The sequence below is a fragment of the Bacteroides fragilis NCTC 9343 genome (assembly GCF_000025985.1).
GTDB classification, from domain to species: Bacteria; Bacteroidota; Bacteroidia; order Bacteroidales; family Bacteroidaceae; genus Bacteroides; species Bacteroides fragilis.
In genome coordinates this window covers 2233914-2248652 of the sequence record NC_003228.3, presented here as the reverse complement: position 1 = coordinate 2248652, position 14739 = coordinate 2233914, and the positions used below count along the sequence as shown (strand labels likewise).

The 14739-nt window shown below is 40.9% G+C and carries 15 protein-coding genes; 3 read left to right on the top strand and 12 right to left on the bottom strand.

Features of this window, described 5'->3' with window-relative positions; all coding sequences use genetic code 11:
* Positions 1-100: 100 nt before the first annotated feature.
* From BF9343_RS08990 to gnd, 9 genes are all read right to left on the bottom strand, one after another.
* Complete coding sequence (locus tag BF9343_RS08990; protein ID WP_005786892.1) at positions 101-889, bottom strand: hypothetical protein; 789 nt, start codon at positions 887-889, stop codon at positions 101-103.
* A gap of 112 nt (positions 890-1001) precedes the next feature.
* Positions 1002-2249 carry a hypothetical protein gene (locus tag BF9343_RS08985; protein ID WP_005786888.1) on the bottom strand — a complete coding sequence of 416 codons (1248 nt, stop codon included), beginning with the start codon at positions 2247-2249 and terminating at the stop codon, positions 1002-1004.
* A gap of 371 nt (positions 2250-2620) precedes the next feature.
* Positions 2621-3472, bottom strand: coding sequence for an urea transporter (locus BF9343_RS08980; RefSeq protein ID WP_010992750.1), 852 nt, complete (start codon positions 3470-3472; stop codon positions 2621-2623).
* Between the two features lie 160 nt (positions 3473-3632).
* On the bottom strand, positions 3633-5699 hold the full coding sequence (locus BF9343_RS08975; protein WP_010992749.1) for a sugar-binding protein: 2067 nt from the start codon (positions 5697-5699) through the stop codon (positions 3633-3635).
* Between the two features lie 282 nt (positions 5700-5981).
* Entirely contained in the window at positions 5982-6296 is a 315-nt protein-coding gene (locus tag BF9343_RS08970) for a hypothetical protein (protein WP_005786878.1), read from the bottom strand.
* A 245-nt stretch (positions 6297-6541) separates the two neighbouring features.
* Positions 6542-6766 carry a DUF6965 family protein gene (locus tag BF9343_RS08965; RefSeq protein ID WP_005786876.1) on the bottom strand — a complete coding sequence of 75 codons (225 nt, stop codon included), beginning with the start codon at positions 6764-6766 and terminating at the stop codon, positions 6542-6544.
* A 356-nt stretch (positions 6767-7122) separates the two neighbouring features.
* On the bottom strand, positions 7123-7839 hold the full coding sequence (pgl, locus tag BF9343_RS08960) for a 6-phosphogluconolactonase (protein ID WP_005786873.1): 717 nt from the start codon (positions 7837-7839) through the stop codon (positions 7123-7125).
* On the bottom strand, positions 7836-9332 hold the full coding sequence (gene zwf / locus BF9343_RS08955) for a glucose-6-phosphate dehydrogenase (RefSeq protein WP_005800449.1): 1497 nt from the start codon (positions 9330-9332) through the stop codon (positions 7836-7838). The genes pgl and zwf overlap by 4 nt, the downstream gene beginning before the upstream one ends.
* A 14-nt stretch (positions 9333-9346) precedes the next feature.
* A complete protein-coding gene (gene gnd, locus BF9343_RS08950) occupies positions 9347-10822 on the bottom strand; it encodes a decarboxylating NADP(+)-dependent phosphogluconate dehydrogenase (RefSeq protein WP_005786870.1) in 1476 nt (491 codons plus the stop codon).
* A gap of 132 nt (positions 10823-10954) precedes the next feature.
* On the opposite strand from gnd, the gene BF9343_RS08945 reads away from it, so the two are divergent.
* Positions 10955-12133: a dicarboxylate/amino acid:cation symporter gene (locus BF9343_RS08945; RefSeq protein ID WP_005808836.1), complete on the top strand. Its 1179-nt coding sequence runs from the start codon at positions 10955-10957 to the stop codon at positions 12131-12133.
* A 41-nt stretch (positions 12134-12174) separates the two neighbouring features.
* Here BF9343_RS08945 and BF9343_RS23640 read toward each other — a convergent pair whose 3' ends face one another.
* Complete coding sequence (locus BF9343_RS23640) at positions 12175-12270, bottom strand: smalltalk protein (protein WP_005786866.1); 96 nt, start codon at positions 12268-12270, stop codon at positions 12175-12177.
* Positions 12271-12323: 53 nt separating this feature from the next.
* Positions 12324-12797, bottom strand: coding sequence for an HU family DNA-binding protein (locus BF9343_RS08940; RefSeq protein ID WP_005786864.1), 474 nt, complete (start codon positions 12795-12797; stop codon positions 12324-12326).
* A gap of 364 nt (positions 12798-13161) precedes the next feature.
* Between BF9343_RS08940 and BF9343_RS24180 the strand changes: the two genes are divergently transcribed.
* Both BF9343_RS24180 and BF9343_RS08935 read left to right on the top strand, forming a co-directional pair.
* Entirely contained in the window at positions 13162-13275 is a 114-nt protein-coding gene (locus BF9343_RS24180; protein WP_155726297.1) for a helix-turn-helix domain-containing protein, read from the top strand.
* Positions 13276-13435: 160 nt separating this feature from the next.
* Positions 13436-13627 (top strand): hypothetical protein, encoded by a 192-nt coding sequence (locus tag BF9343_RS08935; protein ID WP_005786862.1) that lies wholly within the window; start codon positions 13436-13438, stop codon positions 13625-13627.
* 160 nt (positions 13628-13787) lie between these two features.
* Here the strand turns inward: BF9343_RS08935 and BF9343_RS08930 are convergent, their stop codons facing one another.
* Positions 13788-14738, bottom strand: a complete 951-nt coding sequence (locus BF9343_RS08930) for an MraY family glycosyltransferase (protein ID WP_010992748.1) — start codon at positions 14736-14738, stop codon at positions 13788-13790.
* Between the last annotated feature and the right edge of the window lies 1 nt (position 14739).

Below are 14739 nucleotides of genomic sequence, written 5' to 3'. Positions count from 1 at the left end.
GGAACAAGCACTTTAGATAGAATCCGATACATAACCTACCTGGAAAATTGTACTGTTCCGCATATAATTTGAGAGAAATATTGTGAAAGAAAAAGGCTGCTTAACGTATCGTCTCATCCATCCAAAAAGAAGAGTCATTCATGATATGAAAGAGTTTCCCTCTTTTCTGAAAATAGTCCGGATGCGACAATATCTTCTCTCTTAACTCATCAGCGCTATCCAAGCTTTCTATCTGATTATCAAAAAGCATATTAGCAGACACATAAGTTTTGACACAGAGATAATCCAACTCTTTTATTACGACACCAAAGAAAATTCCGGTCTTAGTATACCCGACAAAACCCTCATGTCCTTTATTAGAGCCTTCTCTGAAATCAAAAGTAAAGAGACCGCTATTTAAAAAGAAATATTTTATTTGTTCATCAAAAGAAATCCCTTCTAAGCCGTTGGGTATTAGCTGACGCTCCCGATACCTTTTCCAAAAATGAGGTTTAAAGTCAATTATAGACAGATTACTATATATATTTTTAGGATAAATAATTCCCATACCCCAATTTTCATATTTAAGGTAAGGGACAATACCGGGACATTTTCTCTCATTACGATAACGAGCCAACATTATCACATTCCACATATTACCCGATGACGATTTCCATGAAAACTGATGTATAACCGGAAATAGGACAGCTTTAATAAACTTTCGGTAGTTACTAGCCTTATTATCCAACATTTTTTCATAAAAAGCCGGATAGTCATTCTTTATTTCTTTACACACCTCTTCGGTGGTCATGGTTGGGACAAGCATCGCATACAAATTTGGACAAAGATAAAAATTAAAATTCGTTCTTATACATTTTTTCACATTTTTCTTATCACTTTTTTTAATCATAGCCACCCATATGTTTTACCTTAAAAAAACACCAACAATAAAAAAGCAATAATAGTAAAGAAGATGAATTATAATCAGAAACAGACCTTTAATCATTATTCATGGTTATTACTTATTTAGACAACGGATTAGCTAAAAAATATTGGGTAACTTTACTTTTATTATAAAACTGCAGAATCTTATTATCATTCAGTTTATCAGGGTCAATTCCACCATCACGATATTTCGCGTTTTCCGGCTTATGAAAACCTAACAGATTCCGATCCGTATATGGCAGCCAATCATTCCCTCTCAAATAAGTATGTAGTTGCCACATGAACTCGGTCCATCCCACTCCACCGGAAGCATAAGTCATGTTACTAGAATGACCATATCCCATACAGTGCATAAATTCATGTGTAATTGATTCCCAACCGCTAAAAGAAGCATAATGACCATAATAATTCCAGTGAGTTACTCCCCACACGTTTCCTCCGCCCAAACCGCCAACAGAGGGTTTAGATCGTCCACAAACAAAGTTATGCGGTTGTTTGAAACGTTTTTCTTCTGATAAATACTTTTCCGGTGTGAACTTAACACGGTTATTATCATAAAGTTCTCCACCAAATATCTTACTAAAATTTCTCATGATAAAAGCATACTCGGGAGTAGTCATCATATAGGCATAATTTGTAATAATGACCACCCACTCACGTGCATAGATGGCACTCAACTCTCGCCATGAACCACTTTCATACCCCGGTTTCCAATCATAATTTGAAAAAGAAATATTCCACTCCGCATCTATTTTAGAAAGCATTTCAAAATGCTTATCATCGCTAAGTAAACGAAATTTCATTCTCTTTTCGTTCAGGCTCGAAAGGGACAGAGTATCCACACCGTTATCCTTTTTATATATGAAATTTCCATTGATCAACGATGGCTTAAACTCAAATTGTGAGAATCCCGGTATGGAGTCCAGATAAGCAATAGGAACATACTGGGAACCACCTTCTACATAGACTTCAAGTGTGAGATCATAAACCGTCTTGGCGGAATAGCTGGTAATTGAAAGCAATTGATCATTTGCTTTTCTAATTTGAAAAAGCTCATTCACTCTGAAAGAGCGCTTGCTCTTATCAGTTACAACTGAAGTAGGTTCTTCAAGAGACAATATTTTCCGGGCATATTCAGCCGGAATTTTATCGTACGTAACTGTATCGATCTTAAAACCGGGACCATCTGATGTCATCAGATTACGCGTAACGGAAGTTGGAGGACCTTGGTCAATATCCATTTCATCGCAAGAGAAGACAACACACAATAAACATAACGAGAAAAAACTAATAATACATTCAGAAAAATTTAAAATCATTTTCATACTCAATTGTTTTTAAAGATAAATATATAATTAAAGGTCTGTTTTTTTAAAATCCGAACATTCTTACACTTTTAATTCCTTTATACTATAAAAACATTTGAAGCAAGGGGCATACTAACCCAAAAGAGGTTAAATAAAAAGGTAAAAAAATAAATAATTTTATCAGTAGTTTTAAAATAAGATACAATCATGAAGTGGTTGTAAATCAGCATTATCTTACTACTGATAAAAATGAAATCTAATATATAATTGGATGGAAACCTTGTAATCTAAAGAATATTATAAAAAGAAAGGCGGCCTGATAAGCCGCCATATCCGTTTTACAACGGTACTAGAAACATCGATACCGCTATTATATCCTATTTAGCTTCTCAGGATTTACTTCTGAAAACACTGAACAGGCCCCCGGTAATCCATACGGAAAAGACAAATGGTGCCGTTAAAGTCACTATGCCCATATGCATACCCGTTAACTGCAGAACGATAGACAGTATGATAGAAAATATCGCTTTGACTACTCCTATGCCTGTCTTATCTCCCAAGGCTATGGCACAAAGTACTCCGTTATATCCTAATAATCCCAAATTCCATGCAGCAAGATCAGTATGTGGATATAAAATCATAAATAAAGGAAGTATTGCACCGGTCAGTGTATACAGAGCATTCATACGAGAATTAATCAGGATCCCTAAAAGAAAAAATAATCCCGAAAGTATATTTCCCTGAAACATCACCTGACCGATATTTAAGCAGAATGAACGGAAAATATCCATTGTTAGTTCAGGCTTTTCCAACGATGAAGATAACAGTAAAGAAGGGTATAGATAATGACACCCAACAAGCAGAAGCCATACAACAAAAATAAAGGGTGCTGTCAGTCCCGATACTCTGTTCTGATAACGAAAACAACGCGCAACCCATGTGGAGAAAGCAGAGCCTGAGATAAGCAATAATATAGATGTAACATTGATTTCCATAAAGACTCCAATTGCAATACCAACCAATGTCCCATTAAAACCATACAATCCGTTACGAATATCCTCCTTATCATATCCGGATAATGAAGCTGTCAAAGTGCTAACGACTGTACCGAGTACAGATAAAACTGCGAGTTGCCATGAATTAAAAGCAATTCCTAATAACATCAACCCACCGGAGAGAGCATTATTCTGAAACATCACTTGCCCAATTCCACGACCTAATATTAAAATGTTTTTATACATATGTAATTGTTTTTATGCTGCAAATGTATATAATGTCAGCCGAAAAACAAAACAGGGATATTTATCACGGAAATAACATTTTAAGAATCAATATCTTACAAATAGAGGCAGCCTTATCGGGGCCGCCTCTGTTCATAAATACAAAGTACATTCGAATCTTTTATTCCGTCTTTAATCCTTTCTTGTCCAGATAGGCTTTAAACTGATGCAGATATTCGTCTGATGGTCCGTCAAAGAATGAAACACCGGATGCACCGTTATCAAATGCTTCATCCAATGCTTTCTCAAAATCGTTCTTTATATCGGGAAACATCAGTCCGGCATACACTTTCGCACGTCCGTCAACGGTCTTAACACTCTCTTGAACCGAACGCCCGATCCATTCCGGTCCTTCGTAATAAAAACCATTATAGATCATCGGGAAATAAGCATCCAGCGACCAGTTACCCCAATCCTGACGCACCATTTTCTTGGCCATAGAAGGACCGGGGAATACAGCAGCAGAAATTGCTTTCCCATCGGCTTTCACCGCTTTTGTAATTTGGTCGACAACACGACTGATCGCATCCAAGCGGAAATTGATCCATGACTGATCTTCCATCGGGTACTTTAACTCCAACGGATCACGCCCTGTTTGTTCTTTAAATTTAGTACGGCAAACATCACAATAGCAATAATCATATTCAGGATGTTCACTTGTCTGTTCTATTCCATAATTTTTCCACAAGCTGACAGGTAGAACTACATCCGGGAAACGAACATAGTCCAAATGTACTCCATCTACATAGGGTAAATGAGCTATCTTCACATAATCATCTGCCAAATATTGGGCCACTCCTTCATGGTTGGGACAAAGAAAACGGTAATAATTCACATAAGCAGGCTTATCATGCGTAGACTCCCCCTTACGATTCACCGCAAACCAATCGGGATGTACATTGAGCAATTCGGCACGATTCATTGTCCACTTCCAGAAATGAGCTTCAAGACCGGCTTCCTTACACATGCGGTATAGGTTTTCATCATATCCTTCAAACATCACCCCGCTGATGCCGCACTCTTTAAGCAGGGCAAACCATTGGCGGTAATCCGCTTCACTTTTACTCTTATTTATACGTGTCCACACCCAGTTCTTCACTTGACGCGGAGCAACCTTTTCTGTCCAAAACCGTCCCTCATTATTTATGATGTAACGTCTGCCTTCACCCGGAACAGTAATGGCTATTTGATATGTATTCCGAGTGGCTTCAACCGAGATTTGCGCACCTTGCGGGAGACCCTTCAATTCGGCATCTGTCAGGAAGAAATCCTGTTCCGTACGCAGATAATTTTTCTCTTTCGCATACCTTTCCTGTTGTACATAGAACATAGCCCAAAGCAGTTTATACACAGAAGCATTATACGGTAATGCAAAAGTATGTTCGGGTGTTCCTACTTTCTCGTCAGCAAAAAACAAATATCCCCAACGATCCGGCATATGCATATCAACTTTTCCGGTAGGTGTCCAAACCCAATTTTCTTCAGGTCCTCCTGCCTTCAGCCATTGTACACGTGAAAAATTAATTCGCCAGCAATTACCAGCTTTCAATGGATTATTGAAATTCATAGTCAATGCTTTATGTGGAATAGCCATCTCCACACTCCAATATTTATCTTTGTCCTTCGACTTATTCAGCGTACCTTCGCGATGAATGGCCAACTTTAATCCCGGACAATCCCATTGTACCATAAAGTTTCCACCGGACCGATAAGGCCTGTCCAGCATTAGGTCGAATATGACCCCACGCGCATTGGTTTCTATTTCAAAATAGTTGTGCCCGTCCCAGTCAGGATCTATGAAAACCTCAAAATCATTATCATAATAAATAATAGTATCCCGCTGTGTAAGGCGTGCCTTGATATCATCCTCCTGCAACACCGCCCCTATATAAAGATATTCATCGTCCCACAGCATCTTGGCCGTAGTTTCATATTTAGGTGTAGGAAACCCCTCCCCGCTGATATCTACAAACGGAGCTGTCGGTTTTGCCTTCTGCCACGAAGCTTCATCCAGTTTGCCATCTATTTTCAGTTTACCATCCGTACGATAACACACATATGAACGAGGTTCAGTCAGGAAACGCCCGTATTTCTGAAAAATACTTTGTGCACCGACAGGCAAACTAAAAAAGAAGAAAATAAGAAAAGAAAACTTCATAGCTAAAAAAACAGGTTGTATTTGCTTCATTATTGATTAATTTTAGTTACAGTTTCAAAGATATGAATTATTCTGAAACCTATAAAGAATTCAACCTATAATTATAATTGCAATGAAGCGAATCATAAAACATAGAACACAATGCTTTTATTTCATAGCCAAAAGATTTCTCAAAAGCCGGAAAATTATAAAGAAATGTCCCTCGAACACATCTCCCTGGCTTTTTGTACTGATGAAACTAAAACGCCCCGACTCTTTCGAGTCGGGGCCTGACATAAATTAAGTTGTGTGCTTTCTTCAAAGATTGGGAAACTATCTATTCAGTATATTCCCTCTTTCATTCAAGAATACAGCCTGTTCATGAAAATCACTCGACAATATAATCACTTTGTAGAGTTTACCCTCCGAACGACTATAAGCAATAAAAGCTTCTTTAATCAGTGCTCCTTCGCAGGATAACTCATCAATCACCGCTTCAGGAAGATTATTAACCTCAATAGGTGTAAAGTCCTCCCGCGAATCTCTTTGTTCCACTTTCGGGGACTTTTTCTTTAGAGGTTCATCTGCTTTTGCTACTGAAAATCCCAATCCCATTACTATTACCAATGCTACTAATACCTTTTTCATAATTCTTGAAAACTTAATTGTTCTAGATCTACTAACTATAACTAAACATCTGAATATTGTTATGCAATGCACATGCCAGACTTGTGTAGATCCGGATTAGATCTTCATTTTCAAAGAATTATATTATAACAGCCTTTATTGAAATAGTGGAATACGAAGAAATATTCCACATTTTCTGTAGAATTTTTCCACAGAAATCAAGTGGGTTACGTACTTTTGCGAAGTTACTTAGGCATCCCCGTATCTCATTTCTCCTCCAGCTTCTCCCTGATACGATAAAGACGAGTTATAGCCGGATTGTAGAAAGCATCGGGATAATGGGCCCTGATACACGATAAATCAGATTCTATACAAAGTTTTACATCAAAAATACGCTCCGCTTTACTCAGTTCAAGTTCCTGAGGCAACTGTGCAGTCTGTGCCCATTCCATTAATTCTTTCACACTCTGTTCGTCAAACTTATATTCCATCTTACTCTTGTTTTTCCGCAAATTTACAACTTAAAGGGCATAAAACAAAGCTCCCTCCTCATTTCCTCCCGATTCAATCCCTACTTATAGTGATTGCCTTCTTCACAATACCTAAATCAAGTGATTGCCCCGCAACACAGAACCAGCTATCTTTGCCAATACATTAATTAGTCATAATTATTACGTAAGTCACATTTAAGTGAGATAAGCCAATCCGGCCGAAGTGATTCTCCCGGATTCCATTTTGTTGAGTTGTTATTTTAATTATCATACTGTTTAATTGTTGTATGTAAATAACGTATTCAAATAGAACGAAAAACGTCCGGCCTGTGAAGGTCGGACGTTTTTTTTATTTCTTATCCGCGAATGACTTTTTCAGCAGCTGCATTATCCATAAATAGTTCCACGTTATCGGCATGATGCGCTATATAGGCGGCCGGTCCGGTATCTCCCGAATAAAAGATATCTTCTACAACCGGACTTTTCACCCTTCCTGTTATCAGGAAGATGATCCTTCGGGCATTCAAAATCGGAAGTCCTGTCAAAGCTATTCTCTTTTGACCGTTATTCGGATTAAAATTCGCCTCATATATATGATCAGTTGAAAGCAATTCCTCCTGTCCGGGAAAGATAGACGACGTATGTCCGTCATTACCCGCTCCCAGCAGCACTACGTCAAATACCGGGAACTCATTCTCCACCGGCACTTCTTTCATCACCAGCTTCGAATAGCGGGCAGCCTCCTTCTTCGGATTCTTCTCCCCCTGTATTCGAAACACATTCTCGTACGGAATAGGTACAATACTCAGCAACAACGACCGCATCATGCCATAATTACTGTCCGAATTTTCGGGAGGCACACAACGTTCATCTACCCAAAACACTTTCAGTCGTTCCCAAGGAGTGATATCCGTATATTCATTCGCCCATAAGTCAAACATCAGTGCCGGAGTGCTTCCACCACTAAACGCGATACAAAAGGTCCTGTCCGGTTCATCTAACATCAGTTTCACCAAATGTAATATCAGTGCACGTGCCGTCTCTATGGACGAAGGAAAAATGTAGGGTTTCATAGCTCGCAATATTGATCTGTGTTTGTTAAGTTCTTGCATGGATTGGTCCATTCGGCACCATGCTCATGCATCATAGCCTCACTCTCCAAAGGTCCCCAAGTTCCAGCAGGATAACCATACAACGGCGCCTCGGGATGTTCATTCCAATAACGCAGAATCGGATCGAAGAAATGCCAGGATGCTTCTACTGCATCACTCCGTGTAAAGAGGGTCTGGTCGCCCAGAATACAGTCTTCTATCAGACGGGCATAGGCATCTCCGCCGGGGACGCCTCCCAACTGATCATAACTGAAATCCATCGTTACCTGTTTGACCTCAAATCCGGGTCCCGGCACTTTCATACCAAATTTCAACACAATACCTTCATTGGGCTGCAAACGCAATATCAGCTTATTGGCTCTCGGACAATTACCACCCGCGCAATGGAACATCTGATGAGGAGTTTCACGGAAATGCACCACTATCTCAGTCACTTTTGTCGGCATCTGTTTTCCGGTCCTGATATAAAAAGGTACTCCACTCCACCGCCAGTTACTGATACCCAGTTTCATTGCAATATAAGTCTCGGTACGTGAGTCGGGTGAAATATTCTTCTCTTCCCGATACCCCCTTTTATTTCCCCCTGCCGTATATTGCCCCCGGACAATATGTTCACTCAAATCCGTTTCGGTCAAAGGAGTCAGAGACTCGTATACCTTCACCACTTCATTACGGAAATTATCCGCATTAAACACAGCGGGAGGTTCCATAGCAGTCAATGCCACGAGCTGGATCAGATGATTCTGTACCATATCCCTCAGTGCACCCGTAGTATCATAAAAACCGCCGCGTTGCTCGATTCCGAGATTCTCCACGGCGGTCACTTCCACATAATCTATATAATTACGGTTCCATAAAGGCTCAAAAATACCATTGGCAAAACGAAAAGCTAACAGGTTCTGAGCCGTTTCTTTACCTAAGAAATGATCGATTCGGTAAATCTGATGTTCGTCGAATACAGAAGCATAAATTTTATTCAGTTTCTCAGCCGATTCCAGATCATACCCGAATGGCTTTTCAACGATAATTCGTGCACGGCCTTTATTCAGATGCACCGACTTCAGGTGCAACGGAATCACACCATACAATGATGGAGGCGTAGCGAGGTAAAACAGCAGGTCATCCGGCCGGCTATCTCCGCTCAGTTCTTCAATGCGCAGGCGAAGCTGTCCGTATCCGCTTTCCAATGCCGGGTCTATTGCCAGATAGTGAAGATGTCCAACGAAAGCGTCCATCTTCTCCTTATTCTGCTCTTCCGACTTCACAAATTTCTCCATCTCATTATAAATGTAAGTCCGATAGTCCGCATCTTCATAAACCGTACGTCCCACCCCGAGAATTTCAAATTCTTCCGGAAGACGCTTGGCTACATACAACGAATACAATGCCGGCATCAACTTACGCTTCGTCAAGTCACCCGAAGCACCAAAGATAGTCATTACAAATTTACTCATATTTCTTTTTTTGCTTATACATTATACGTACCCGACTTTGTATCTCCTCCGTGTCCTGTCCAGTTTTCATGAAAAAAGACTCCTCGTAACTCATCTTTCCGCTCAAATGTATGAGCACCGAAATAATCGCGCTGTGCCTGTACCAGATTGGCCGGAAGATCAGCCGACACTAACGAATAGAAATAATTCAAAGCCGAAGAGAAAGCCGGAACCGGCAGTTCCTCACGCATGGCTTGTGCCACCAGGTTCTTCCAGCCGGACAACAGACCTTTGATCTCTTCTTCAAAATAAGGGGCCAGCAGCAGATGTTTAGGCTTTTCTTTTGCCTCAAATGCCGCAGCAATATCATTCAGGAAAACACTGCGAATAATACAACCGCCTCTCCACATCCGTGCAATCGAAGCCAGATCGAGGTTCCATCCAAATGTATCGGAAGCACGTTGCAACACCGCAAACCCTTGAGCATACGAAACCAGTTTCGAAGCATACAATGCCGAGAAAATCTCTTTTTCCGTATCTTGTTTATTATATACAGCCATCGAGTGCCTGCATTGATATTGCCGGGCAGCAGCTTCACGCAGTTCCTTCCGGGCCGACAAACTGCGTTCAAAAACGGCCGTAGCAATCAATCCCAGTGGCATACCTAATTCCATGGCATTAATCACCGACCATTTGCCTGTCCCTTTCTGTCCGGCAGCATCCAGGATCTTATCAATCAGATAGGCCCCTGTCTTATCTTTATGGCGGAGTATATTACCTGTAATTTCTATCAGATAACTCCGTAGTTTACCTTCATTCCAACGGGTGAACACAGATGCCATCTCCTCGTTAGTCATATCCAGCAGCTCCTTCATCACCCAATAAGCTTCAGCAATCAACTGCATATCACCATACTCTATCCCGTTGTGTATCATTTTCACAAAATGTCCCGATCCGGCAGGTCCCACCCACTGACAGCACGGAGTACCATCCGGCGCTTGGGCCGCAATGCTCTGCAAAATCGGTTTCACCTCTTCCCATGCTTTCTCCGAACCGCCCGGCATGATAGAAGCTCCGTTCAAAGCTCCCTCTTCTCCTCCCGAAACACCGGCACCGACGAACAGAAAACCTTTCGACTCTGCCAGTTTCACTCTTCGGTTCGTATCTTCATAATTCGAGTTACCACCGTCAATCAATATATCACCCGGAGAAAGATACGGGAAAAGTTGCTCCATCAGCTCATCCACCGGACTACCGGCACGTACCATCATCATTATCTTACGAGGCAAAGCGATCGATTCTACAAAAGCCTCTATATCCGTGAAGCCCTCTATATGCTTGCCTTTAGCCCTTCCGTTGATGAAACGTTCCACCACGCCTTCTTCCACACCCGGTACCGTACGATTATACACCGATACGCTCCAACCTCTGCTTTCCATGTTCAGAGCTAAATTTTCTCCCATCACAGCTAAACCAATCAGGCCTATATCTGTTTTATTCTGAGTTGCCATAATTGTAATATGTATCTAAATTGGTTGATTTTTTGTTCTTTTTCTTATTATCTATAACACATATCGAAAATATTTGTTCGGATAGTTTCAGAAAAAAGTATTACTTTTGTAACAAACTGCTAAAACCTCGTAATGAAGAAAATACACATAGGACTTTTGCCACGTATCATCATAGCTATTATACTTGGTATCGCTATCGGAAATTTCCTGCCGACACCTTTGGTACGGCTGTTCGTGACCTTCAACTCCATCTTTGGAGAATTCCTCAATTTCTCCATACCTCTTATCATTCTCGGACTGGTTACCATTGCCATAGCCGATATTGGTAAAGGAGCCGGACGAATGCTGCTTGTCACGGCACTCATTGCATATGGTGCCACTCTTTTCTCCGGATTTCTGTCCTACTTCACCGGAGCCGCCATTTTCCCTTCGCTCATTACTCCGGGAGCACCTCTCGACGAAGTGAGTGAGGCGCAAGGAATCCTACCCTATTTCTCTGTTGCCATTCCACCCTTGATGAATGTCATGACGGCACTGGTCCTTGCCTTTACCCTCGGCCTGGGATTGGCAAGCCTGCATAGTGACGCCCTGAAAAACGTAGCACGAGACTTTCAAGAGATCATCGTACGTATGATAAGCGCAGTCATCCTCCCGTTGCTGCCCATTTACATCTTTGGTATTTTCCTCAATATGACACACTCCGGACAAGTATTCTCCATCCTTATGGTGTTTATTAAAATTATCGGTGTCATTTTTATACTACATATTTTTTTGCTGGTTTTTCAATATTGCATTGCGGCATTGTTTGTCCGTAAAAACCCATTCCGCTTGTTGGGACGGATGCTGCCGGCTTATTTCACCGCTTTAGGTACTCAGTCATCAGCCGCCACCATCCCTGTCACACTCGAACAGACCAAGAAGAACGGTGTATCAGCCGATATAGCCGGATTTGTCATCCCGCTTTGCGCCACCATTCATTTATCCGGAAGCACCCTGAAGATTGTGGCCTGTGCTTTAGCCTTAATGATGATGCAGGGCATGCCTTTCGATTTTTCCCTGTTTGCAGGTTTCATTTTCATGCTCGGCATCACGATGATTGCCGCTCCCGGCGTTCCTGGAGGCGCTATTATGGCTTCTTTAGGCATCCTCCAGTCCATGCTCGGTTTCGATGAATCGGCCCAGGCATTGATGATCGCCCTCTACATTGCCATGGACAGTTTCGGTACAGCTTGTAACGTAACCGGTGATGGAGCCATCGCTCTGATTATAGACAAGATCATGGGAAAAAGAAAAACTCCCGAAAGCCTCTAATGGCTATCGGGAGTTCACCCTGTTTGGTTATTAATTCCGTTTTATAATGTCATAGCCTGCCCGCCTATTACACCGGCTACAGCACTTGCCACAGCAATAATCAACTTCAATATAATATTCCATCCCGTTTTCTTCATACTCTTTATCCTCCTTCCATTGTCAACAATTATTATATCAGCAATAAATTTTATCAGGCTGTCGGATCATCCACAATATCTCCACTACCCGATCCGCCATTAATTGCTCCCCCTATCGCACTGACTTTCTGGAATTCCACTCCCTGAAGCAAAGCACGGGTAGTGCCGATAGCTGCGGGACGAGTATATTCCGGAGTAAACAGACAACGAAGAGCCGCCACCTGATTCGGACTCACCTCTTCCTCTTGATCCACTCCATGCCCTTGTGTACAAGCTTTCATCGTGAAAGTGCCTAATCCCTCCAGACGTACCGAACGGCTATTCAACAATTCTTTACGCATGGCAGTCATCAAGTTACGAATCACATTATGAACATCACCCGGTGTCAACGATGATTTTTCAGCTATTACTTCAGCCAACTGTTGTGAAGTTACCATTTTTCCAACTTTCACCAGAGTCAGGTGCCACTGTTTCTTTCCCTCTTTAGTTTTCAACTGCGATTGTCTCGCTCTATAAAATAAAGGCATAATTTTTCTCCTTCTTTACTAATGTTACTACTACGTTTCATTCATGTTTCGTTGATCAACACTGCAAAGATGAAGATTTACAAATTATCGGCAAAGGAAAAAACGGTCCGGAAAGCAGTTTTCTCAGAAAAACTTATAAGACACTGATTATCTGTATCATAATTCTAAGCTCTTCGTTCAAAACAGGTTCATACACATGTACCCAATATCAGTTAAGTTTTAGTTCATCCGACAAATGCATAGTTCCAGTACAGAAAGTCTCACAATAGTAGTAATATATAGATATTATTTTTAAATTTTGCAATTAAACAATAATATTCCACCATATATAAGTAAAGCGGACTATATTACCAACCAAGAGATAATGCTACTTTTAGCGAAACGCATAAAGGAGTATAGGCTTGCCGCACGGATGAGCCAAAAGGAAATGGCGGAGAAATCCGGTGTGAGTCTTGCTACTATAAGCCATTTTGAATAAGGTGTCAATCAGAACATGACCCTAAATAATTTCATATCATTGTTGCGGATAATCGGCATGGAGCAACGTATAAGTGATTTACTGCCTGAGTTGCCCATGCCACTAATGGCACTGAAACAACTAAATAAATTCATTCCCCAAAGAGTAAGGAGAAACAATAATGATACAAAATCTTGATGTGTTTTTATGGAATCGGAAAGTGGGTACATTGGTAGCCTATAAGGAGAAATACGTAGACAAGGTAATCAGTGTTGTCAGCAACTACCAGCGATATGCGCACATAGCAGGAGTTGATGCCTATTGGGGGCATCAAATAAAAGAGGAAATCAATGACCGTATTGGGATGTTATAAGCTAAATATAAAAAATGGGAATATCAATGCTATATTGAATATGAATCATCGTAATTATTAGTTACCATTTGTTTTGTAACTCTATTATTTTTTCGACTGTAACTTCTTTTATTTTTTAGACTATATTAGATCTATGGTAGGAAGCATAATATTGACAATATCACTTCGCTTGATGCAAGCAAAAGAAACGCTTCATAAATAGAATATAGACCAAACTCAGCGCAATAATGGTACCCGACAAATACCCATATTCATTCCCCGGAAATAGAAGATACCCGGCTATAACTACTGCCTGCACCAACATATACACCAATGAAACCACTACGTGAGGAATTTTCAGCTCATTTGCCATAATCTGATACAAATGTTTCCGATGTGGCAAACCAATATTCTCATGCAACATCAACCGATGAATTATTGTCAGCACACTATCCACCCCATAGACTGCCAACAAGACAATCCAGCTGAAATTTTCCGTACGGATTATCAGCATACCGATCAGAAAGAGGATCACGAAAGCAATGCTAACCGAACCTACATCCCCCGCAAAACACTTTGCCTGTTTCCGGAAATTGAAGAAGTTAAAGACCAACACAGCACAAAGCATGGTATAAATCAAAGTCGGCTCTACAAATGGAACATATACCCCATTTATAAATGCTAATGCCGTCAGCACCACCAACGAGTATCCACCTGTAATACCATTAATACCATCCATAAAATTATAGGCATTGATAATCCCTGTGCAAACAATCAAAGCAACCACAATGGTCCACCAAGGCAAACTGAACAACCCCCATTGATAGAACATCAAAGCCATCGCCGTAAAATGAAACACCAAACGTAACCCCTGAGAAGTAGAACGAATGTCGTCTACAAAACTGATAAAAGTAATCAATGTCAGAGCCAGCATAAACCAAGGATACTCAAACTGATTCGTCAGAAAGTAAGCTAATGCGCCAAAGAAGAAAATGATTCCTCCCCCTCTCAAAGTGATCCGGGTGTGCGAACTCCGCTCGTTCGGTTTATCGATGATATTGCATTTATCAGCAATACGGAAATAAAAAAGTTCTGCCAGAAATAGCAGAACCAGGATTATTAAATAGTACATA

Bases quoted from the DNA above. Each gene is read 5' to 3' on its own strand.
- BF9343_RS08990 (WP_005786892.1), bottom strand. From the start codon at position 889: ATGATTAAAAAAAGTGATAAGAAAAATGTGAAAAAATGTATAAGAACG.
- BF9343_RS08985 (WP_005786888.1), bottom strand. From the start codon at position 2,249: ATGAAAATGATTTTAAATTTTTCTGAATGTATTATTAGTTTTTTCTCG.
- BF9343_RS08980 (WP_010992750.1), bottom strand. From the start codon at position 3,472: ATGTATAAAAACATTTTAATATTAGGTCGTGGAATTGGGCAAGTGATG.
- BF9343_RS08975 (WP_010992749.1), bottom strand. From the start codon at position 5,699: ATGAAGCAAATACAACCTGTTTTTTTAGCTATGAAGTTTTCTTTTCTT.
- BF9343_RS08970 (WP_005786878.1), bottom strand. From the start codon at position 6,296: ATGAAAAAGGTATTAGTAGCATTGGTAATAGTAATGGGATTGGGATTT.
- BF9343_RS08965 (WP_005786876.1), bottom strand. From the start codon at position 6,766: ATGGAATATAAGTTTGACGAACAGAGTGTGAAAGAATTAATGGAATGG.
- pgl (WP_005786873.1), bottom strand. From the start codon at position 7,839: ATGAAACCCTACATTTTTCCTTCGTCCATAGAGACGGCACGTGCACTG.
- zwf (WP_005800449.1), bottom strand. From the start codon at position 9,332: ATGAGTAAATTTGTAATGACTATCTTTGGTGCTTCGGGTGACTTGACG.
- gnd (WP_005786870.1), bottom strand. From the start codon at position 10,822: ATGGCAACTCAGAATAAAACAGATATAGGCCTGATTGGTTTAGCTGTG.
- BF9343_RS08945 (WP_005808836.1), top strand. From the start codon at position 10,955: ATGAAGAAAATACACATAGGACTTTTGCCACGTATCATCATAGCTATT.
- BF9343_RS23640 (WP_005786866.1), bottom strand. From the start codon at position 12,270: ATGAAGAAAACGGGATGGAATATTATATTGAAGTTGATTATTGCTGTG.
- BF9343_RS08940 (WP_005786864.1), bottom strand. From the start codon at position 12,797: ATGCCTTTATTTTATAGAGCGAGACAATCGCAGTTGAAAACTAAAGAG.
- BF9343_RS24180 (WP_155726297.1), top strand. From the start codon at position 13,162: ATGCTACTTTTAGCGAAACGCATAAAGGAGTATAGGCTTGCCGCACGG.
- BF9343_RS08935 (WP_005786862.1), top strand. From the start codon at position 13,436: ATGATACAAAATCTTGATGTGTTTTTATGGAATCGGAAAGTGGGTACA.
- BF9343_RS08930 (WP_010992748.1), bottom strand. From the start codon at position 14,738: ATGTACTATTTAATAATCCTGGTTCTGCTATTTCTGGCAGAACTTTTT.